This is a genomic window from Bradyrhizobium sp. McL0615 (assembly GCF_049993905.1).
In the GTDB taxonomy this organism is placed as follows: domain Bacteria; phylum Pseudomonadota; class Alphaproteobacteria; order Rhizobiales; family Xanthobacteraceae; genus Bradyrhizobium.
The window spans coordinates 4,674,516-4,694,833 of the sequence record NZ_CP188254.1; the positions used below are offsets into that span (position 1 = coordinate 4,674,516).

Consider the following 20,318-nt stretch of genomic DNA (forward strand, 5'->3'; position numbering starts at 1 on the left):
AACGTGCGATGGGCATGAAGAAGATCGGCATTCTCGGCGCGTCCGGCTACACCGGAGCCGACGCGGTGCGCCTGTTGGCGCGGCATCCGAATGCCGAGATCGCCGCGCTCACCGCCAACACCCATGCCGGCAAGGCCATGAGCGATGTGTTTCCGCACTTCTTCATGCTCGACCTGCCGAAGCTCGTCGAATGGGAAAAGGTCGACTGGAGCAGTCTCGACGCGGTGTTCTGCGGGCTGCCGCACGGCACCACGCAGGAGATCATCGCGGCGGTTCTCAAAGCCAACCCGGGGATCAAGGTCCTCGACATGTCCGCCGATTTCCGGCTGCGCGACAAGGACACTTACGCGCAGTGGTACGGCCATGAGCACCGGGCGCTGGAATTGCAGGGCGAGGCGGTCTACGGCCTGACCGAGTTCTACCGCGAAAAGATCGCGGCCGCGCGGCTGGTCGCCTGTCCCGGCTGCTATCCGACCGCCGTGCTGCTGGCGCTGGTGCCGCTTGCCAGGGCGAGGCTGATCGATGTCGGCGACATCGTCGTCGACGCGAAGTCGGGCGTCACCGGCAGCGGCCGTGGGCTGAAGCAGAACACACTGTTCAGCGAGGCGGGCGAGGGCCTGTCGCCCTATTCGGTCGGCACCCACCGGCACGCGCCTGAGATCGAGCAGGAGATCGGCGTCGCCGCCGGCTCCGCGGTAACGATCAACTTCACGCCGCATCTGATCCCGATGTCGCGCGGCGAACTCTGCACGTCCTACGTCAAGCTCAACGGCGCGACGCCGGACGATCTGCGGGCCGAACTGGAGAAGGCCTATGCCAACGAGCCCTTCGTGCATGTCGCGAAGAAGGGCGTGATGCCGCAAACCCAGAATGTGCGCGGCTCGAACTATGTGCAGATTGGCGTTGTCGCCGATCGCATCAAGAACCGGGCGATCGTGATTTCCACGCTCGACAATCTGGTAAAGGGTTCTGCCGGTCAGGCAATCCAGAACATGAACCTGATGTTCGGTTTGCCCGAAACGGCGGGACTGGAGCAGATCGCGCTATTTCCGTAACGCGAGGTGCAGGGGTGGACGAGGAAACACTGCAATTCTACCGCGGCCATGCCGAGGCCTATGCCGGGCGCGAGATCACCTCGCGCAAGGCGCGGCTGACGGCGTTTCTGGCGCTGCTGCCGCCGGGCGCTCGCATTCTCGAACTCGGATGCGGCGCCGGCGGCGACACGGCAGAAATGCTGGCGCGAGGGTTCGACCTTCGCGCCACCGATGGCTCGCCGGAAATGGCCGCCGTCGCCTCGCAGCGACTCGGCCGCAGCGTCGAGACGCTGCTGTTTCACGACCTCGATGCCGTCGAGGCCTATGACGCCGTCTGGGCCAACGCCTGTTTGCTGCACGTTCCGCGGGACGAACTCGCCGATGTTCTGGGATTGATCTGGCGCGCGCTCAAAGGCAACGGCTACTTCTTCGCAAGCTACAAGACCGGCGATGCCGAGGGGCGCGACACGCTGAACCGCTATTACAATTATCCATCGCCGGGCTGGCTGCGAACCAATTATGCTGGTGCCGGAAACTGGAGTTCGCTGGAGATCGAGAGCGGCGAGGTGATAGGTTTCGACAATCAATGGGCCTCGATGCTGTTCGTCGTGGCCAGGAAGGGCCGCTGACGCCCGGTTGAGCATCGCGGCTGGCGAAGAAAGATGCGGTCCTTGGAGTCCGGCAAGAAAATCATCGGCGTACTTGTTGTCGTTGCGATCGGGCAGGTCATTGGATGGGGCACGGTCGGCCTTCTGGCGGTCGTGGGCCGGGAAGTCGGCGCGGATCTCGGCATGGACATCTCGGCGGTATTTGCCGGCAATTCGATCTTCTATGTGGCTACGGGTTTGTCCGCGCCGGTTCTGGCCAAGGCATTCATCCGGTTTGGGGCACGGCGGGTGATGATCGCCGGCACCATTGTCGCCGCGCCGGGCTTCGTTCTGCTGTCCCATTCGACCGGCCCCGCGTCGTTCTTCGCGGCATGGGTCATCCTCGGTACGGCCGGCAGCGCGACGTTGGCCACCGCCACTTACATCCTGCTCAATGAGATGGCGGGCCGCGGTGCAAGGCGCGCGATCGGCGCTCTGATGCTGGTGACGGGCCTGGCCAGCAGCGTTTTCTGGCCGACCACCTCGTTTCTTTCCGGTGTGCTGGGCTGGCGCGGCACCTGTCTTGTCTATGCCGGGCTGATGGTTCTGGTCTGTCTGCCGCTCTACACGTTCGGATTGCCGCATCGCATTGAACGGAAAGAGGAGGTTGGTTCGTTGCGTTTGCCTGACGAGCCGCACATCGTCCGGAAAAGCACGTTCTACCTGATCGTATCGGCGACCGTATTGTGCGCGTTCGTCACCTTCGGATTCGGCGCCACGATGATCGAGCTCCTGAAAGCGGAGGGCCTGTCGCCGACGCAGGCCGTCACTTTCGGTTCGATGCTGGGCGTGATTCAGGTCAGCGCCCGGGGGCTCGATTTTCTCGGTGGTGGGCGGTGGGACGGGATCACGACGGCGCTGATCGCCACATCCACCCTTGTCGTGGCGATACTGCTTCTGATGATCGGCGGCGGATCGCACTGGATGATCGCAACCTTCATCCTGCTGTATGGCCTCGGCAGCGGTGCGCTTGCGGTCGCGCGTGCGACCATTCCACTGGTGTTCTACGACAACGTCGAATTTGCCAAGGCAACTTCGCGCATCGCGTTGCCGCTTAATCTCATCTCCGCCGCTTCGCCGCCAATTCTGGTTGGCCTGCTGTCGAATTTCGGCAGCAACGCCCTGCTTGGTTTCGGCATGCTGTGTGCGAGCGCGGCTCTGCTGATGCTGTACTGGCTCAGCCGCCACCGTCCGGCAATTTACCGAGGGTGAAGGAGCCCGCCGATACAGTGGCCGTCACTGCGTAAACCGGCAATAATTTCGCATGCGACGCGATGCTATGAGTTATCGCGGGCCATCTGTATCTGAACCGCCGTTCTCGCTGGCGGGGCGCCCTTGGTGCTTGCCACCACCGGTGTCTCCTCCGATAGGCCCGCCGTCACCTCGATGCGACCGTTATCGGTAAGACCCGTCTTGACGGCGAGGCGTGTGATACGATTGTCGGTGATGGTGTACACGAAGTTGCCGTCGTTATCCGACCCCACAGCTGCGGCGGGTAGGGTAAGCGCATCGGGGCGCCGGTTCGTTTCCAGCGAGACCTCCGCATACGTACCCGGATAAAGCTGCTCCTTGGGGTTGGGCAGATCGATCTCGGTGCGCATGTTGCGGGTCTCGGGATCGAGACGTAGGGAGAAGCGGGTTACCTTGCCAAGGAACGGCTTACCGTCGAAGCCGGATGGCCTGACGATGGCCGGATCGCCGACGTGAAGCTGAGGTACATCGTTCTCCGGAACGTCGCAAAACACCCGGATCGTGTCGATCCGCTGCAGCGTGAAAAGTGAACCTGCGGACGGGGTCGTCCGTGTGGCCGTAGCGGCCTGGACCAAAACGCCCCGGTTCACCCGGCGCCGTGCCACCACGCCATCAAAGGGCGCCACGATCTGCGTATAGGCAAGCAGGGTCTTGATCTTCTCCACGGTTGCGGCGGCGACATCGACCTGGTTGGCCGCGAGGTCGCGGTTCGCCTCCGCAACGCCGAGATCCGCCTTGGCGATGTCAGCGTTGGCGTGCACCTGATCAAGTGTCCGGTCGCTGATGAAATTCCGTCCCTCGCCCAACTGTTCCCGATCTTTCGCCAGGGCGTTCTGAAGCGCTAGGTCCGCCTTGTTGTGGTCCAGTTGGCGGCGCGCACTCTCCAGCGAACTTCGCTTGGATTCGAGCTGGGCTTTGGCCTCGGCAAGCTCCTGCTTCATTTCGGGAACGTCGATCACCGCGAGCACTTGACCCGCCTTCACGTGATCGCCGATATCGACGCGAACGTCGGACAGGTACCCGGAGACTTTGGCGAAGAGATCGGCTTCCTCAAAGGCTTCGAGGGTGGCGTTGGTTTGGAGACGGTGAGCCATCGTGACGCGGTACGGGCGCACAACCTCGACCCGCGGGGGGCTATCCGCGTTCGTTGAATTCACTGGCGATGGCGATGCCGCCAGGTGCCGCCCGGCAACGACGGCCGCAGCGCCGACAGCGACCACGACTACCAAGATATTTATGCCCATTCGACTCGTGAAATTCATTGTGTTCCGCCTTTATTCGTCTCGCTGTTCGCTTATTCCGTCGCGTGAGCATGGTGCTCAGCGCGTCCGTCGCCATCCGACACCGACCTGAGCCGCGGCTCCGACTCGAAATAGCGGCTCTGCGGGTCGTCAGGATCCAGCGACGCGGAAATTCGGGCATGGCGCGACTGGAACATGGCCAGGATCGCCGGCAGGATGATGAGGGTGGCGCACGTTGCGCCGAGGAGACCGCCGATCACCGCGCGCCCGAGCGGTGCACTTTGCTGTCCGCCTTCGCCTAGACCCAATGCCATCGGCATCATCCCGACCAACATCGCGAAACTGGTCATCAGGATCGGGCGCAGACGGCTCCGTGCGCCTTCAATTGCTGCCTCCCACGGTTCGCGGCCCTCGACCCGGCTGCGCTCAGCGAAGGTCACGAGCAAGATGGCGTTTGCCACGGCCACGCCGATCGCCATGATCGCGCCCATGAAGGATTGAATGTTGAGTGTGGTCCGGGTGAGCCAAAGCATAAGAACGACCCCGGCGATGACGGCGGGAATCGTCAACCCCACCGCCAGGCAAAGCCGGAGCGATTGGAAATTGGCTGCCAGCACCAGAAGGATGACACCGACCGCCATCAAGAGCCCAAGACGCAGTCCTCCGAACATCTCCGCCATCGGCTGGACTTGCCCGCGCACGGTGACGTTTACCCGATCGGGCGGCTTGCCCGTATCGTTGATCGCCTGTTGCACGCGAGCCGCCGCGCGCCCAAGATCCTCGCCGTGAATGTTCGCGCTGAGTGTCAGCATTCGCTGCATGTTGTAGCGGTCATATTCGCCGAGCGCCGTGCCGTCGGTCACGCCGGCCACATTGCGAAGGTCGATCTGTTGGCCCGACCGGCGGGTAATGGGAAGGTTCTTCACCTCCTCCAGGGAGTTCATCTTGTGCTCCGGGATCTCGACCTGAACCTGATAGCCAATGCCGCTCTTGGGATCGGCCCAGTAATTGGCGGAGGTGTAGCGACTGGACGACGTGCCTGCGACGACCGACTTCGCCACATCTTCCGTCGTCACTCCCAGGACGCCCGCTCGCTCGCGGTCTACTGTGACCTTCACGGTCGGGTAATCGAGTTCCTGCTCGAATCCCAGGTCTCGCAACGTCGGCACCTGCGCCAGTTTCGCTCGCAGTTTTTCGGCGTATCGGCGGCTATCGGCGAGGTTTGGCCCGCTCACCGCCACTTCGATCGGTGTCGGCGCGCCGAAGCTCATCACCCGGCTGACGATGTCGCTTGGCTCGAATGAGAAGCGTACACCCGGCAGTTCCTGGGGCAATTTCTGACGCAGCCGCTCCTTCAAATCCTCGATGCCGATCCCGGCGCCGCGCTTGAGCTGCACCTGCAGGACTGCTTCCTCGGAGCCGGAGCTCCATAGGTAAATGGTATTGATGGGGTAATTGGGCGGCTGCGTGCCGACAAAACCGAGGCTGATTTCCACGTTGTCTGGCCCGACCTCGCGCTTGATCACGTCGAGTGTTTTCAGCGCGATCTGCTCGGTCCGCTCGATGCGCGTTCCCGCCGGAGCTCGGAGATGTAGTTGGAGCTGGCCGGTATCCACGACCGGAAAAATCTCGGTGCCGAGAGCACCGCCGACCACGAAAATGATTGCGCCGCTGATAACGAGATAGGAAAGCACGACGATGCGCCGCCACCCCATGATGACGCGCAGGAACCAATCGTACCTGGCACGCAGCCGATCGAAAAACGTGTCTTGCGGCGTGTGGTGCATGCTGGGATTGCGCAATAGCCAGACCGATAATACCGGCACAAGGGTACTGGAAAGCAGGTACGACCCCACCATCGAAAAGCCGACCGCCAACGCCAGCGGCACGAACAGGTTGTGCGCAGCGCCGGTCATGAAGAAGGCAGGAATAAACACCGCCAGAATGCAGAGCATGGCGACGAACCGAGGCAGCGTCGTCTCTGCGGTGGCCTCGCTGGCGGCGCGGGCAAGGCTGCGGCCATCAGCAAGTTTCGTGTGGATGTTCTCGATGGTGACTGTCGCCTCGTCGACCAAAATGCCGACAGCCAGCGCCAACCCGCCCAGGGTCATGATGTTGATCGTCTGACCCGATACCCAGAGCGCCGTTACCGAAGCGAGGATCGCGAGCGGAATGTTCAAGACCACGACGAGCGAACTGCGCCAATCCCGCAAAAACAGCAGCACCATGAGGCCGGCGAGCACCGCGCCGAGTGCACCTTCGACGAATAGGCCCTGGATGGCGCGCGTCACGTAAGAGGACTGGTCGAACTGGTAACTGACCTCAACATCATCAGGAAGCACGGATTGGAAACGTGGCAAGTTGGCCTTGACGGCCTGGACGACCGCAAGCGTCGAGGCATCCGCTCGTTTGGTTACGGGGATGTAGACCGTGCGGCGTCCGTCCACCAGCGCGTAGCCGGTCTGGATGTCGGCGCCGTCTTCGACCGATCCGACGTCGCGTATGAAGATCGTCTGCGTTCCGCGCGACCGGATCGGAATGTTGTTCAGGCCCTTGAAATCCCCGACAACGGAGTTGACCGGCACCATTGGCATGAGGTCGCCGATGCGGACGTTACCCGATGGGCTAACCGTATTTCCGGCACCCAACGCCTGCACCACCTCGTCAGGCGACATGTTGTAGGAACGCAGCTTGTCGGGATCCAGGCGAACGAGGATGGTGCGCTGGCTCGACCCGAAGGGCGGCGGTGCCGATACGCCTGGCAGGGTCGCGAACAGCGGGCGCACCTTGAAGAGCGCCGCGTCCTGAAGCTCAGCGACCGTTTTCGTCTTGCTGGAGAAGACGAGGTCGCCGACTGGAACGCTGCCCCCGTCGAACCGCATCACAAAAGGCGGCACGGTTCCCGTTGGCATGAAGGCACGGGCGCGGTCGACGTAACCGACCGTCTCCGCTGTGGCCTGCGCCATGTCGGTGCCGGGATGGAATTGGAGCTTGATCAGCCCTACGCCCTGAATCGATTTGCTTTCGACATGTTCGATGCCGGTGATGTAGAGGAAGTGGTATTCATAATAGTTGACGATGAACCCTTCCATCTGCGCCGGGTCCATGCCGCCATACGGCTGGGCTACATACAGCACGGGCACCCCGAGATCCGGGAAGATGTCTCGAGACATACGACCGATCGCCAGAAAACCCACCAATGCAACGGCTACGACCATCGTCAAGAGTGAGATCGGGCGTCGCAAAGCAAACGACACTAAGTTCATGGTGCTGCCCAGCTCGCTTTGCTGCGGCCTGACGACCGCGCGTGCCTCGATGGCAGCAACAGTTTCGGAAGAATGCAGTTCATATTTTCCATCCACATGCATAGCCCTCAGGATCCAACGACCCTGAGCGGGGAGCAGAACTTGAACGGCGAACCGTTTTGGGATGGCCGGGGGCTGCTGGCCCCGACAACCGAATCTGGCAATCAAATTAGATCTTCTCAATTAAATTCAAATTCAGCTTTGCGGCCTTGAGGGGGGCGATCAGTTAGGACTTTCGTGCGAACGGCCCATATTCAGCGTAGGAAGCGATAATTCGCAGGTTCGACAATGCACCCGCGTTCAATTGACCAGTGGAAACACGATCACGCGTTCGTTCTGCTGGCAGGCCCGGCGTGCAGACAATCAAATGGGCAGCGCAGGCCTCGACGGTTGGTCCCGCTTGGCGGCGCCGTGTTGCCAAACAGGCAGCTCAATCAATTATGAGATCGGCTCGCGTGCCATGCTTCGAGAGCGGCCTTCTCTTCATCGGCTGTGAGACCGGTGACCGGTCCGCCCGCGGTGCGCGTCCAAAGCAACGTGTCGCGCGCGGTCTCCGAAATTGTTCGAAGCGTCAAGCCGGACGCGCGCGCGGGTGACGTGTCGCGCGTGTTGAAGCCCGCAAACTCCGGGAGCGGAAGCCACATCGGCAGCGAGCGCGGGCCAGACCAGCGTTTGATGTCGTGGCTTTCCAGAAATGCGCGGTCCACCCAGGTGAATGTGCAGGACGAGCCCACGGCCTCCGCGCAATCCGCCAAGAACTGGCCCCGGGTGTACGATGGCCCGATACCATCAAAATAACCGGTAAGACGGGTTTGCGCGGCATGCACGATCCACTGGGCGAGATCGCGCACGTCGATGAGTTGGACCGCATCATCTGGTGTTCCCGGGACGAGCACCTCGCCTCCGCGATCAAGCCGCATCGGCCAATAGGTGAACCGCCCCGTTGGATCCTCGGGACCTACAATCAGCCCGGGCCTGCAAATAAATGCGCTCTCACCGATCGCCTGCTCACACGCGACCTTGGCAGACCCATAGGTCTCTTCGGTACTGTGCTCGATTTCCGGTGCTGTAGGCGCCCGGAGTGGAGCGTTAATCGCTCTTTGCCCGGTCGTGCGGTTGTCAGCATATACTGTCACCGTCGACACAAAGGTCCAATGCTCGACGCGATGCTTAAGCGCCGCAACTGCGCGACGTACCTGGCCGGGATGACGCGACACATCGACGACGGCATCGAATGCCTCTCCGGCAAGCGGCGCGAGGCCGTCCGGTGTGTCGCGGTCCACGGGTATGAAGCGTGCGCGGTCCGGAACTTTTCCGGCGACGCCTCGTGCGGCGCACGTTATGTCATGGCCCAGCGCGCAGGCATGGGCCGCAATTGCGCGCCCGAGAAACTGCGTGCCGCCGAGGATCAACAGGCGCATTTGTACACCCAAAGAAATCGAGCAAATTCAGGAGTAACACCGCAGGTGGGTCATACCCGTGATGTGACGACCCATTCGAGCAGGGCATTTTGCGCGTGGAGAAGATAAGCCTTTGCAGCGACACTCTGGCAAGCTGGATGACGCATTGCGTCAGCAGTGACTTCCTTTCCCCTGGAAACGGGCGGGCAGGGAAGGAAAACAACGTCGGGGCGGCATTTCTCCAGAACAGACGCCGAAATCTGGTATTCCAGCATCTGTTCTTCATTTGCCTCACTTGGCCAGGAATCGGTAACGATCACGTCGGCGTCCAACAGCTCTGCGAGATCGGTACTCGCAGCGAAGTTTGGGCCCAATAATGAGGCGTCTCTAACGTGCCAGTTTTTCGGATAGACCTGTCTCACCTGGATAGGCATTGAGATGGAAGCTTCGACCCACGATCGGAAGATGTTGGCGTCCGGAGCAACGCCGACGACTTTCATTCCCTCAAGAGTTCCCCTCTTGCTTTGGATATAGGCTAGATCGCCGAGTGTTTCGCACGGGTGATTGGACCTCGTTCTCGCATTTACCACGGCAGCTCTGGCAATTGATGCGAGTTCCTTCAAGGCCGATAGCTCTTTGGTTCGGACGACCAAAATGTCGAACCAATTGTCGAGATACTCAGCTAGATCCGCCGTGGCTTCAGAGGCATTGAATCTGATTGGCGATTGGACGCAGATGCCACCCATGGCCTGTATGCCTATATCAAAAGCAGTCGTATTTCTCCATCCGCTATCGTCGGCAATGAGGGCAACACGTTTGCCGGACAAGCACTGAGGCATGCGGCGGTCGTCCCAGGCCGTCGCCAACGACTGAGCCCGGCCGATGAGGGACAAGATGATTTCTTTGGGCAACCCGTGGAATTCCAGAAAGTCTTTGCTGGATTCCATGTGCATTCTCGCTCCAAGGAGTCGCTATAACCAGACCCGGAATCTCAAAATTCCGGGTGCGCCCTTCAGCGCCCCGGATGACGATGCAATGAGATGGTGCCCGAAGAGTACTCGCCTTACACCAACTGGAAAATCGCCAGCGCCAGCACGGCTTGCGCCAGGAATCCGACGGTGAAGGCCAGGGTGCGGAACACCGGCAGGCCGAGCGTGTAGACGATCAGATGCGCGACGCGGGCCCAGAAGTACACGGCACAGGCCATCACGGTCCATTTGTCCGAATAGTCGATGGCGTTGAGGATCAGGACCAGCGGCGCGAAGATGATCAGATTCTCGATCGCGTTGTCGTGTGCGAACATCAGGCGGTTGGCCCAGTCGGCGTGCGGCTTGTCGTTGCGCGAGGGGTTGGCCATGGCGCCGGAGAGGCCGCGCACCTGACAGCGGTTGAGGATGTAGGGGACCCACAACAGCCCGGTCAAAATCACGGTCAGAGTCAGCCAGAACAATTCACGCGTCATTGGTTCCCCCTCAAACGATTTTCGAATCCCGGCGCGGGACGATCGATTATAGCGAACCGCGCCTGATGGCGCTATGCGCGGACCTTGACGTAGCTGCCGGGCGCGTCCTCGATCGGCGGCATCTCCTGCGAGCCGACGGGGCGCGCGGGCACCTGCTCGGCGTCCAGGCTCTCCAGCCATTGTCGCCAGTCAGGCCACCACGAGCCCTTGTGCTCGGTCGCGTTCTTGATCCAGTCGGCGAGCGTGACATCCTTGATCTTGTCGTTGGTCCAGTACTGGTATTTGCCACCGGCCGGCGGGTTGACCACGCCGGCGATGTGTCCGGAGCCGGACAGCACATACTTTACCGGTCCTCCGAAGAACTGCGAGCCGTAGAGCACCGAATCCGCCGGCGCGATGTGATCCTCTTTGGTCGCCAGATTATAGACGGGTACCTTGACCTTCGACAGGTCGAGCAGCGTGTTGTCGAGCACCATGCTGCCGGAGGTGAGTCGGTTCTCCAGATAGCAGTTGCGCAAATAGAAGGAATGGTTGGCCGCCGGCATCCGCGTAGCGTCGGAATTCCAGTGCAGCAGATCGAAGGCGGAGGGCGGCTGTCCCTTCAGATAGTTGCTGACGACGTAGGACCAGATCAGGTCGTTGGAACGCAGCATGTTGAAGGCCATCGCCATCTTGCTGCCTTCGAGAACGCCGCTTGCTTCCATCTCGCGCTCCAGCGTCGAGATCTGGTCTTCATCGACGAAGACGAGCAGATCGCCGGCGTGGGTGAAGTCGACCTGCGCCGCAAAGAACGTCGCCGACGTGACGCGCTGGCGCCGCTTTTCCGCGAGCCACGCCAGCGTGGAAGCGAGCAGGGTGCCGCCGACGCAGTAGCCGGCGGTGTGGACCTTCATCTCACCCGTCACCTTTTCGATGACGTCCATCGCGGTCAGCGGACCTTGCTTCATGTAATCGTCGAAGGTCTTCTTGCCGAGTTCCTTGTCCGGGTTGACCCAGGAGATCACGAACACGGTGATGCCCTGGTCGACGCACCATTTGATGTAGGATTTTTCCGGCTTGAGATCGAGAATGTAGAACTTGTTGATCCAGGGCGGCACGATCAGGAGCGGGGTGCGCAGCACCGTCTCCGTGGTCGGCGTATACTGGATGAGCTGCATCAGCTCGTTCTGGAAGATCACCTTGCCCGGCGTCGTCGCCATGTTGACGCCGACGACGAGGTTCGCCGGGTCGGACTGGCGGATGCGCAAATTGCCGCGGCCGGCTTCGATGTCCTCGGCGAGCATCTTCATGCCGCGCACGAGGTTGCCGCCATTCGAGGCCAGCGTCTCGCGCAGCACTTCCGGATTGGTGAGCACGAAATTCGACGGCGCGATCGCGTTGGTGATCTGCTGAACGTAGAACTCGGCCTTCTTGCGTGTGTGCGGATCGAGGCCGTCGGCATTCTTCACCAGTTCCTGCGCACACTGCGTGGTGAGCAGATAGAGCTGCAGCACGAAATCGAAGAACTGGTTCGATTTCCACTCCGGATCCTTGAAGCGCTTGTCGCGCGGCGACGGTTCGATCGCGGGCTTGGCCGCTTCGCCGGCCATGCGACGCGCGGCCTGACCCCAGAGATCGAGATAGGCCTTGCCGAGCTTCGCCTGCAGGTCCGTGGCGCGCGCGTTGTCGGAAAGCCAGTATTCCGCGACCTTGGAGAAGGTCTTGATGACCTCACCGACTTCGCTCGGCGGCTTGTCCTTTGCTTCACCACCCTCGCGCGGCTTGAGATAGGCCGCGAGCGCCTGGCCGCTCGTCTCCATCGCCTTGGCGATGTTCATGGCGAAGGCTTCGGCGTTGAAGCTCTTCGAAGCCTGGGTTTCGGTGTTGACGTCACTCATATCAAGGACACTATAGCTTCATTTCGGGTTCGTCACCGCGTGGATTGATGGCAAGCGGGTTGGGGTTAACCCTGTTGCACTGCGATAAAATTTGCGTGTTCACGCAAGTTGCACACATTGCAGCCGCACCGATCACATTTGCTCTTTGGGCTTTAATCGTTTCGGGCGACAATGGTTTGAACGGTTCTAGCGAAATCGACGCTGCGGGACAGCTTGGCGTTGCAAAGGTCGTACCACCGCATAGATGCGTGCGCGGTGTAAAGGTAGTTGGGGACTTCCGGACGGATGCCGGTCACTCGGACGATAAGGCTGTGGTCGATTGCCGCGCTGGTCGCGACGGCATTCGCGCTCGGCGGCTGCGCGAGCCAGATCGCGGATATGCCGGGCGTTGGCCTGCCGGCTGGCGCGCCCGAGCGTCCCAAGGAAGCCGGTGGCTATTTACCGGTTCATGACCTGCCGCCGGAGCGTGACGAGGCGGCGATCAAACCGGCCGAACTGGCTAAAATCCAGTCAGAACTGACGGCCGCGCGGGACCGTCAGGCGACGGCTTCTACCCCGGCAAAGCCGGCCAAGAAGTGAGAAGGCCGGCGTTTTTGGCGCGTCAGGCCGCCTTAAAACGCCATAAAAACTGGCGCCGCCGGGCTCCCGTGGTAAAAGAACCCAATTCAACCGCATTGCGGGTCCAGAGCCATAAGGACCTCGCGCCTGAACTCGCTCTAAATCCTTGATTGAGCGCGACTTCTGACCGAAGCCCAATCCGGTTTCGATAGCCGCGAAGGTTCCCCCGATTCTGTCCCGCCGGTTGTCGGAGCAAGGGTCCCATGGAAGATTTTTATCGCATCCGCCGTCTGCCGCCTTACGTGTTCGAGAAGGTCAATCAGGCCAAGGCGGCCGCGCGCAATGCCGGGGCCGACATCATCGACATGGGCATGGGCAATCCGGACCTGCCCACGCCGCCCCATGTGCTGGAGAAGCTGAAGGAGACGTTGGGCAAGCCGCGGACCGATCGCTACTCGGCCTCGCGCGGCATCAACGGCCTGCGCAAGGCGCAAGCTGCCTATTACGGGCGGCGGTTCGGCGTAAAACTCAATCCGGATACCCAGATCGTGGCGACGCTGGGCTCGAAGGAGGGTTTTGCCAATGTGGCGCAGGCGATCACCGCGCCCGGCGACGTCGTGCTGTGCCCCAATCCGAGCTACCCGATTCATGCCTTCGGCTTCTTGATGGCGGGCGGCGTGATCCGCTCGGTGCCGTCGGAACCGACGCCGCAGTTCTTCGAGGCGGTGGAACGCGCGATCATCCATTCGATCCCGAAGCCGTTGGCGCTCGTGGTCTGCTATCCCTCGAATCCGACCGCCTATGTCGCCGAGCTCGATTTCTACAAGGATCTGGTGGCGTTCGCGAAGAAGCACGAAATCTTCATCCTGTCGGATCTGGCCTACGCGGAAGTCTATTTCGACGACAACAACCCGCCGCCCTCGGTGCTGCAGGTTCCCGGCGCGATGGACGTCACCGTCGAGTTCACCTCGATGTCGAAGACATTCTCGATGGCGGGCTGGCGCATGGGCTTTGCGGTCGGCAACGAGCGCATCATTGCGGCGCTGGCGCGGGTGAAATCCTACCTCGACTATGGCGCGTTCACGCCGATCCAGGTCGCCGCCACCGCCGCCCTGAACGGGCCGGACGATTGCATCAAGGAAATGCGCGACACCTACCGCAAGCGCCGCGACGCGCTGGTCGAATCGTTTGGCCGGGCCGGCTGGGAGATTCCGCCGCCGCAGGCCTCGATGTTCGCCTGGGCGCCGTTGCCCAAGGCCTTCGAGGGCGTCGGCAGCATGCAGTTCGCGACCCTGATGGTGGAGAAGTCAGGCGTGGTGGTTTCGCCCGGCGTCGCCTTCGGCGAGCATGGCGAGGGCTATGTCCGTATCGCCATGGTGGAAAACGAGCAGCGGATCCGCCAGGCCGCCCGTGGGGTGCGGCGCTTCCTTGAAAGCGGCATCGAAACATTGCACAACGTGGTTCCTCTCGCCAACCGGCGCTAATTCCTTTTATTGCAGGTTCTCCCGTATATGGTCGCACCCCTGAGAGTGGGTATCGCAGGGCTCGGCACCGTTGGCGCCGAAGTCGTTCGCCTCATCGAAGCGCAGTCGCGGACGCTGTCCGAGCGCAGCGGCCGCGGCGTGCGGGTCGTTGCCGTCACCGCACGTTCGAAGGCAAAGAAGCGTTCGCTGGATCTGCGCGGTGTCGAGTGGGCCAAAAGCCCGCTGGCGCTGGCCTCTGACCCCAACGTCGATTGCTTCGTCGAACTGATGGGTGGCTCCGGCGAGCCGGCGCTGTCGGCGATCGAGACCGCGCTGAAGGCCGGCAAGTCCGTGGTTACCGCCAACAAGGCGCTGATCGCCAAGCATGGCATTCGGCTGGCGAAGGCCGCCGAGAAGCACGGCGGCGCCCTGAATTTTGAGGCAGCGGTCGGGGCGGCTATCCCCGTCATCAAGACGCTTCGCGAGGGGCTGGCCGGCACCGGCGTCAATCGCGTCTATGGCATTCTCAATGGCACCTGCAATTACATCCTGACCCGGATGGAGCAGGAGGGCCTGTCGTTTGCCGAATGCCTTAAGGATGCGCAGCGGCTCGGCTATGCCGAAGCCAATCCGTCGTTCGACGTCGACGGCCACGACACCGCGCAGAAGCTTGCGATTTTGGCGAGCCTCGCCTTCGGCACCAAGGTGGCGCAGAGCGCGGTTTATGTCGAAGGCATCTCCTCGATCGCGCCGGAAGATCTTCGCGCGGCGGAAGAACTCGGCTATCGCGTCAAACTGCTGGGCGTCGCAGTGCGAACCGCCAAGGGCATCGAGCAGCGCGTGCACCCGACCATGGTGCCGAAATCGTCCTCGATCGCGCAGGTGATGGGCGTCACCAACGCCGTCACCATCGACGGCGAAGGCATTCCGCCGATCACGCTGGTCGGACCCGGCGCCGGCGGCGCGGCGACGGCGTCCGCCGTCGTGGCCGATATCGCCGACGTGGCGCGCGGCATTCGCGCAAAGCCGTTCGGGCGCCCGGTGGAGCGGCTGCGCGAAACCAGCAAGGCGCCAATGGAGCGCCACGAGGGCGGCTACTACATCCGCCTGATGGCGCGCGATCTTGCCGGCACCGCCGCCACCATCGCCACCCGCCTTGCCGAACAGAAGATCTCGCTGGAATCGATCGTGCAGCGCCATCCAGAAGGCGTCGATGCGAACGGGTCCGCGAAGAAGCCGTCACCGGTTCCGGTCATCCTGATCACCTACGCCACTTCCGAGGATGCGGTCTACCGCGCGCTGGAAGCGGTGCAGCGCGACAAGGTGATCAGCGGCCGGCCGCAGGTAATACGGATCGAAAAGAACTAGCGCGCGTTCTGTTCGGAACGCGCCAGAGGATTGATTGCGGCCATGGGGCCGCTATGCAGGTTTAAAGGAGTAAGCCGATGTCGACCCATATTTCCGTTCCGCCGCAATTGCTGCTTGAGCGCATCCTGACGCTCGAAATCGTACGGGTGACGGAACGTGCCGCTGTTTCGGCCGCGCGGCTGCGCGGCCACGGCCAGGAGAAGGCGGCCGACCAGGCCGCGGTCGACGCGATGCGTCGCGAGCTCAACAAGCTGCCGATCGAAGGCACCATCGTGATCGGCGAGGGCGAGCGCGACGAGGCGCCGATGCTGTTCATCGGCGAAAAGGTCGGGCTCAACGCCGGTCCCCAGGTCGATATCGCCGTCGATCCGCTGGAAGGCACGACGCTGTGCGCCAAGAACATGCCGGGCGCGATCGCGACCATGGCGATGGCCGATGGCGGCACGCTGCTGCACGCGCCCGACGTCTACATGCAGAAGCTCGCAGTCGGCCCGGGCTACAAGAAGGGCGTGGTCGAGCTCGACGCATCGCCTGCCGACAACGTCAAGCGGCTCGCCAAAGCCAAGGGCGTCGATGCTTCGGCGATCACGGTGCTGGTGCTCGATCGCCCGCGCCACGCCGATATCATCGCCGGCGTCCGCTCTACTGGCGCCGCAGTGCGCCTGATCACCGACGGCGACGTGGCGGGCGTGATCCATTGCGCCGACCCCGATAACACCGGCGTCGACATGTATATCGGCACCGGCGGCGCGCCCGAGGGCGTGCTGGCCGCGGCGGCGCTGCGCTGCATCGGCGGCCAGATGCAGTGCCGGCTGATCCTCGACAGCGACGAGAAGCGGGAGCGCGCGCACAAGATGGGCGTGACCGATCCGAAGATGATCTACGGTATCGAGGACATGGCGCGCGGCGACTGCCTGTTCGCGGCAACCGGCGTCACCACGGGCTCGCTGCTGTCAGGCGTCAAGTTCCGCAAGGATGTGATCGAGACCGAGACAGTGGTGATGCGCTCGGTGACCGGTACGGTGCGCTACATCAAGGCCGAGCACCGGCAGTTGGACAAGTTTCATCTGGATTGAGTTGTCATTCCGGGGCGTGCGCAGCACGAGCCCGGAACTCCATTCATCCGCAAGGCTAGAAGCAAAATAGATTCCGGGTTCGCGCTTTGCGCGCCCCGGAATGACAAAAAGAAACGGGGAGGCTGACCAATGTCCGACGTGTCCGCAGTGAAAGCGCTGGTGTTCGATGTATTCGGCACCGTCGTCGATTGGCGCACCAGCCTCATCAACGATTTCACCAAATGGTCGGAGAAGTCGGGCAACCAAGCCGACTGGACCGCGTTGGTCGACGGCTGGCGCGCGGTTTACTCCGCCTCGATGGACGAGGTGCGCAAGCATCCTGAGCGCGGCTACCAGATCCTCGATACGCTGCACCGGCAATCGCTGGAAAAACTGGTGGCGCAGTTTTCGATTCAAGGCCTGAGCGAGGCCGATCTGCATTACCTGACGATGGGCTGGCACCGCCTGCACGCCTGGCCCGACAGCGTGCCGGGGCTGACGCGGCTAAAGACAAAATACATCATCTCGCCGCTCTCCAACGGCAACGTCGCGCTGCTGACCAACATGGCGAAGTTCGCAGGTCTGCCGTGGGACCTCGTGATGTCGGCGGAATTGTTCGAGCACTACAAGCCCGATCCCGAAACCTATCTCGGCGCCGCCAAACTGCTCTGCCTGCCGCCGGAGCAGGTGATGATGGTCGCCGCTCACAACAACGACCTGAAGGCCGCGCAGAAACTCGGCCTGAAGACAGCCTTCGTCGCGCGTCCCACCGAATACGGCCCGCACCAGAAATACGATTTCGAAGCCAGGGGCGATTGGGACATCGTCGCCAAGGATTTTGGCGGCATCGCCGACAAGTTGGGGTGCTAGCAGCGCCGAGTCAGTCCGTAGGATGGGTAGAGCGAAGCGAAACCCATCAGCCGCAACCGCTGATCCGTGATGGGTTTCGCTTCGCTCTGCCCATCCTACGAATATGCTTGCCGGCCAAGTCAACGTTTTGCCATGGCCTTGCGGGCCACTGCGGATTTCGACTGCATCTCTAGCGCTTGCGCCAGTCGCTCGACCGCGGGAGCGATCGTTTGGCGTGCATGGCCGCTGAAGCCGAGCACCAGCGCCGACCGCGGCGCCGCCGCGAGATATAGTCGGCTCATCGGCCGGACGACGACGCCGTGCTGGTGGCCGGCACGCTCGATGGCGGTGTCCGAGAGGCCGCGCCGCGTGAAGGCCACGAGATGCATCCCCTGGTCCGGCGCGTTGACCGTCAGGTCGGCGCCAAGTTGTTTCTGGATAGCGGCAACCAGCTCGTCGCGCTGCTCCCTGTACAGCACGCGCATGCGACGAATATGGGCTGCGAAGTGTCCCTCGTGCATGAAAGCGGCAACCACGGCCTGGCTTAGGGTCGATGGCTGCCGGTCCATCAAATAGCGGGCGGCAACGAACGGCCGCAGCAGCGAATGCGGGATGACGGCGTAACCGATCCGCAGGCCCGGAAAGAGCGCCTTGTTGAGCGTGCCGATATAGATGACGCGCTCGCCCTCATCGAGACCCTGAAGCGAGGCGAGCGGCCGGCCGCCGTAGCGGAATTCGCTGGCGTAGTCGTCCTCCACGATCCATGCATTGTTCTTCCGTGCCCAGGCGAGAAGTTCAAGGCGGCGGGCCATCGAGAGCACGACACCTGTCGGGAATTGGTGGGAGGGCGTCACGAAAACGGCGCTGGCGTTCGGCGCCGAAGCGATACCTCTGCCGACGTCGATGCCTTGGCCATCGACCGGAATCGGATGCACCGTCGCGCCCGCGGCCAGCAGCGCCTGCCGCGTCAGCGGATAACCGGGATCTTCAACCCAAACCTCCTTGTTGCGGTCCGGAAGGACCCGGATGACGATGTCGATCGCCTGGTGCGTTCCGGCCGTGACCACGATCTGGTCGGGATCGCATCTCACTGCCCGAGCTGCCTGCAGATAGTCGCAGATCGCCTTCCGCAGTTCGATCGTCCCGCGTGGGTCGGAATATCCAAAATGGCTTGCATCCAGCGACCGAAAGGTACGTGCGCTCAGCTTGCGCCATAGCTCCAGCGTCCTGTCGTCGATCAGCGTGCGTCCCAAATTGAACGGCCGCTGATCGCTCTGCATCGTGACATCGACGAAATCGCCGAGGGGCTGCAGTTGCACGGCTTTGGACGGGATCGGCGCAGCAGGTTTCTTGCGTCGCTGAGGATTTCCTTCGATCGGCTCTGGAAGATCCGGCGATATGTAGGTGCCGGACCCGTGCCTGCCGGATGTATATCCCTCGGCGAGCAGCTGCTCGTAGGCGCCAACCACAGCGGAGCGCGACACGGCAAGCTGCGAGGCAAGCTCCCGCGTCGACGGCAGCTTCGTTCCGGGCCGCAAGCGTCGTGACAGGATGGCCGCGCGAAGCTGCAGATAGAGCTGGCGGAACAGCGGCGTGTCGCTCTCGCGGATGACCTCGAGCGCATAAAGCCCGGCCCAGCTTTGTCGGCTTTTCATGTCGGCATCCGGATCAACATCGGCGTGAAGTGGTATTGCAATCTTGCGATAAGTGGACCTTTTCGACGGACCACTCCGCAGGCTATGCCGACGTCGAGGGCGATTCAAGCCGATGCGATCGCCGAGGGTGCGCCTTCAATCGCTTTCACGGAGATCCGCATGAGTTCGCCTCAACTGCGTCGTGCCGATCGCGCGATGTCCGAGCAACGCGCATATGAAATGCTGGAGCGCGGGTTCAGCGGACAGCTCGCGACCTCAGGGGAGGACGGCTATCCCTATTGCATTCCGCTGCTCTACATCTGGATGGACGGAGAACTATACGTACACACCGGCAGCGCCAGGGGGCATTTGCGGGCGAATGTCGAACGCGAGCCGCGCGTTTGCTTTGAGGTCGACGAACCCGATCAGGTGTTCGACTACGGCCGCTTTGAATGCGATTCCGGCCTGGCGTACCGAAGCCTGATCCTTTTCGGCAAAATCCGGATCGTCGAGGAGAGGGCGGTCAAGCAACGCTTCTGCGAGGCGCTGATGGAAAAATACGGCAAACCGGATAGTACGCGGCCCAAAGGCTTTTTCCCGCGCATTGACGGGATCACGGTCTACGCGATTGCCGTCGAGCGAATGACAGGCAAGGAGATGGCGTTACCCGCGCTCTCCGAGCAGTGGCCCGCGAAAGACCGAACCAAAACGCCGAACGCACGCCCGTAACGAATGAATGGATAAAGCAACGTTCATCCGCCGGCTCCCGCAATGAAGCAGCGCCACAACGGGGTCATGCTTCCATCCATGTCGTAGGACGGCGCCCACCAAACCATCGCGACGCCGCTGATGTTCGGTTTGTCGACCACGACGGAGTAGGGCACGTCAAACCATTTCGCTGGTTCGTTCGGCCGGTACGGATGCTTCAGCAAGACCCTGTATCCACGCTTTGCCATATCCCACTCGGCCCGCGCGTGCTGGCCGTCTCCGCCGTCGCAGCACGACTGGCCTGCCTTGTTCTTGAGACTTTTGAACCACGCATTGAGCTCCGGTCGATTTGGGTCATGCGGATGGGCGGCGCCGATGTCGAAAAAGCCAGCTGCACTCAATCCGACTGTGAGAGTCGCGATCGTCGGGTAAAGTCGCGCCGGCCGACGTCCACTGGGCGTCATGC

17 protein-coding genes are annotated in these 20,318 nt (G+C 62.2%); 9 read left to right on the forward strand and 8 right to left on the reverse strand.

All coding sequences use genetic code 11. From position 1 onward, the window contains the following. The first annotated feature begins 8 nt into the window (after positions 1-8). Genes argC through ACPPVP_RS22085 form a run of 3 tightly spaced genes read left to right on the forward strand, consistent with a single transcriptional unit; the run spans position 9 to position 2,893 of the window. On the forward strand, positions 9-1,055 hold the full coding sequence (gene argC / locus ACPPVP_RS22075) for an N-acetyl-gamma-glutamyl-phosphate reductase (RefSeq protein ID WP_426524372.1): 1,047 nt from the start codon (positions 9-11) through the stop codon (positions 1,053-1,055). A gap of 14 nt (positions 1,056-1,069) precedes the next feature. After that, on the forward strand, positions 1,070-1,663 hold the full coding sequence (locus tag ACPPVP_RS22080) for a class I SAM-dependent methyltransferase (RefSeq protein WP_426524374.1): 594 nt from the start codon (positions 1,070-1,072) through the stop codon (positions 1,661-1,663). Between the two features lie 33 nt (positions 1,664-1,696). Next, the gene (locus tag ACPPVP_RS22085) at positions 1,697-2,893 is read left to right on the forward strand and encodes an MFS transporter (RefSeq protein WP_426524376.1); all 1,197 of its coding nucleotides are present in this window, start codon (positions 1,697-1,699) and stop codon (positions 2,891-2,893) included. A 65-nt stretch (positions 2,894-2,958) separates the two neighbouring features. Here ACPPVP_RS22085 and ACPPVP_RS22090 read toward each other — a convergent pair whose 3' ends face one another. The 6 genes from ACPPVP_RS22090 to ACPPVP_RS22115 all read right to left on the reverse strand — a co-directional run bounded on the left by ACPPVP_RS22090 (position 2,959) and on the right by ACPPVP_RS22115 (position 12,217). Continuing rightward, the gene (locus tag ACPPVP_RS22090) at positions 2,959-4,194 is read right to left on the reverse strand and encodes an efflux RND transporter periplasmic adaptor subunit (RefSeq protein ID WP_426524378.1); all 1,236 of its coding nucleotides are present in this window, start codon (positions 4,192-4,194) and stop codon (positions 2,959-2,961) included. A gap of 32 nt (positions 4,195-4,226) precedes the next feature. Next, on the reverse strand, positions 4,227-7,541 hold the full coding sequence (locus ACPPVP_RS22095; protein WP_426524380.1) for an efflux RND transporter permease subunit: 3,315 nt from the start codon (positions 7,539-7,541) through the stop codon (positions 4,227-4,229). A gap of 371 nt (positions 7,542-7,912) precedes the next feature. Continuing rightward, positions 7,913-8,899 (reverse strand): NAD-dependent epimerase/dehydratase family protein, encoded by a 987-nt coding sequence (locus ACPPVP_RS22100; protein WP_426524382.1) that lies wholly within the window; start codon positions 8,897-8,899, stop codon positions 7,913-7,915. Between the two features lie 50 nt (positions 8,900-8,949). Further along, positions 8,950-9,831 carry an ornithine carbamoyltransferase gene (locus ACPPVP_RS22105; RefSeq protein WP_426524384.1) on the reverse strand — a complete coding sequence of 294 codons (882 nt, stop codon included), beginning with the start codon at positions 9,829-9,831 and terminating at the stop codon, positions 8,950-8,952. A gap of 110 nt (positions 9,832-9,941) precedes the next feature. Further along, positions 9,942-10,340 carry an MAPEG family protein gene (locus ACPPVP_RS22110; protein ID WP_426524386.1) on the reverse strand — a complete coding sequence of 133 codons (399 nt, stop codon included), beginning with the start codon at positions 10,338-10,340 and terminating at the stop codon, positions 9,942-9,944. A gap of 71 nt (positions 10,341-10,411) precedes the next feature. Then, positions 10,412-12,217, reverse strand: a complete 1,806-nt coding sequence (locus ACPPVP_RS22115; protein WP_426524388.1) for a PHA/PHB synthase family protein — start codon at positions 12,215-12,217, stop codon at positions 10,412-10,414. Between the two features lie 285 nt (positions 12,218-12,502). Between ACPPVP_RS22115 and ACPPVP_RS22120 the strand changes: the two genes are divergently transcribed. The 5 genes from ACPPVP_RS22120 (at position 12,503) to ACPPVP_RS22140 (ending at position 17,531) form a co-directional block, all read left to right on the forward strand. Further along, entirely contained in the window at positions 12,503-12,796 is a 294-nt protein-coding gene (locus tag ACPPVP_RS22120) for a hypothetical protein (protein WP_426524390.1), read from the forward strand. 242 nt (positions 12,797-13,038) lie between these two features. Then, positions 13,039-14,259, forward strand: coding sequence for an LL-diaminopimelate aminotransferase (locus ACPPVP_RS22125; protein ID WP_426524392.1), 1,221 nt, complete (start codon positions 13,039-13,041; stop codon positions 14,257-14,259). 27 nt (positions 14,260-14,286) lie between these two features. Beyond that, on the forward strand, positions 14,287-15,606 hold the full coding sequence (locus tag ACPPVP_RS22130; protein WP_426524394.1) for a homoserine dehydrogenase: 1,320 nt from the start codon (positions 14,287-14,289) through the stop codon (positions 15,604-15,606). 77 nt (positions 15,607-15,683) lie between these two features. Beyond that, positions 15,684-16,682 (forward strand): class II fructose-bisphosphatase, encoded by a 999-nt coding sequence (gene glpX / locus ACPPVP_RS22135; RefSeq protein ID WP_426524396.1) that lies wholly within the window; start codon positions 15,684-15,686, stop codon positions 16,680-16,682. A gap of 129 nt (positions 16,683-16,811) precedes the next feature. Next, positions 16,812-17,531: a haloacid dehalogenase type II gene (locus tag ACPPVP_RS22140; protein WP_426524398.1), complete on the forward strand. Its 720-nt coding sequence runs from the start codon at positions 16,812-16,814 to the stop codon at positions 17,529-17,531. A gap of 119 nt (positions 17,532-17,650) precedes the next feature. On the opposite strand, the gene ACPPVP_RS22145 is transcribed toward ACPPVP_RS22140, so the two are convergent. Beyond that, a complete protein-coding gene (locus ACPPVP_RS22145; RefSeq protein ID WP_426524400.1) occupies positions 17,651-19,165 on the reverse strand; it encodes a PLP-dependent aminotransferase family protein in 1,515 nt (504 codons plus the stop codon). A gap of 159 nt (positions 19,166-19,324) precedes the next feature. Here ACPPVP_RS22145 and ACPPVP_RS22150 point away from each other — a divergent pair, with 159 nt between their 5' ends. Further along, positions 19,325-19,873: a pyridoxamine 5'-phosphate oxidase family protein gene (locus ACPPVP_RS22150; RefSeq protein WP_426524402.1), complete on the forward strand. Its 549-nt coding sequence runs from the start codon at positions 19,325-19,327 to the stop codon at positions 19,871-19,873. Positions 19,874-19,896: 23 nt separating this feature from the next. Here the strand turns inward: ACPPVP_RS22150 and ACPPVP_RS22155 are convergent, their stop codons facing one another. After that, on the reverse strand, positions 19,897-20,316 hold the full coding sequence (locus ACPPVP_RS22155) for a hypothetical protein (protein ID WP_426524404.1): 420 nt from the start codon (positions 20,314-20,316) through the stop codon (positions 19,897-19,899). Positions 20,317-20,318 lie beyond the last annotated feature (2 nt).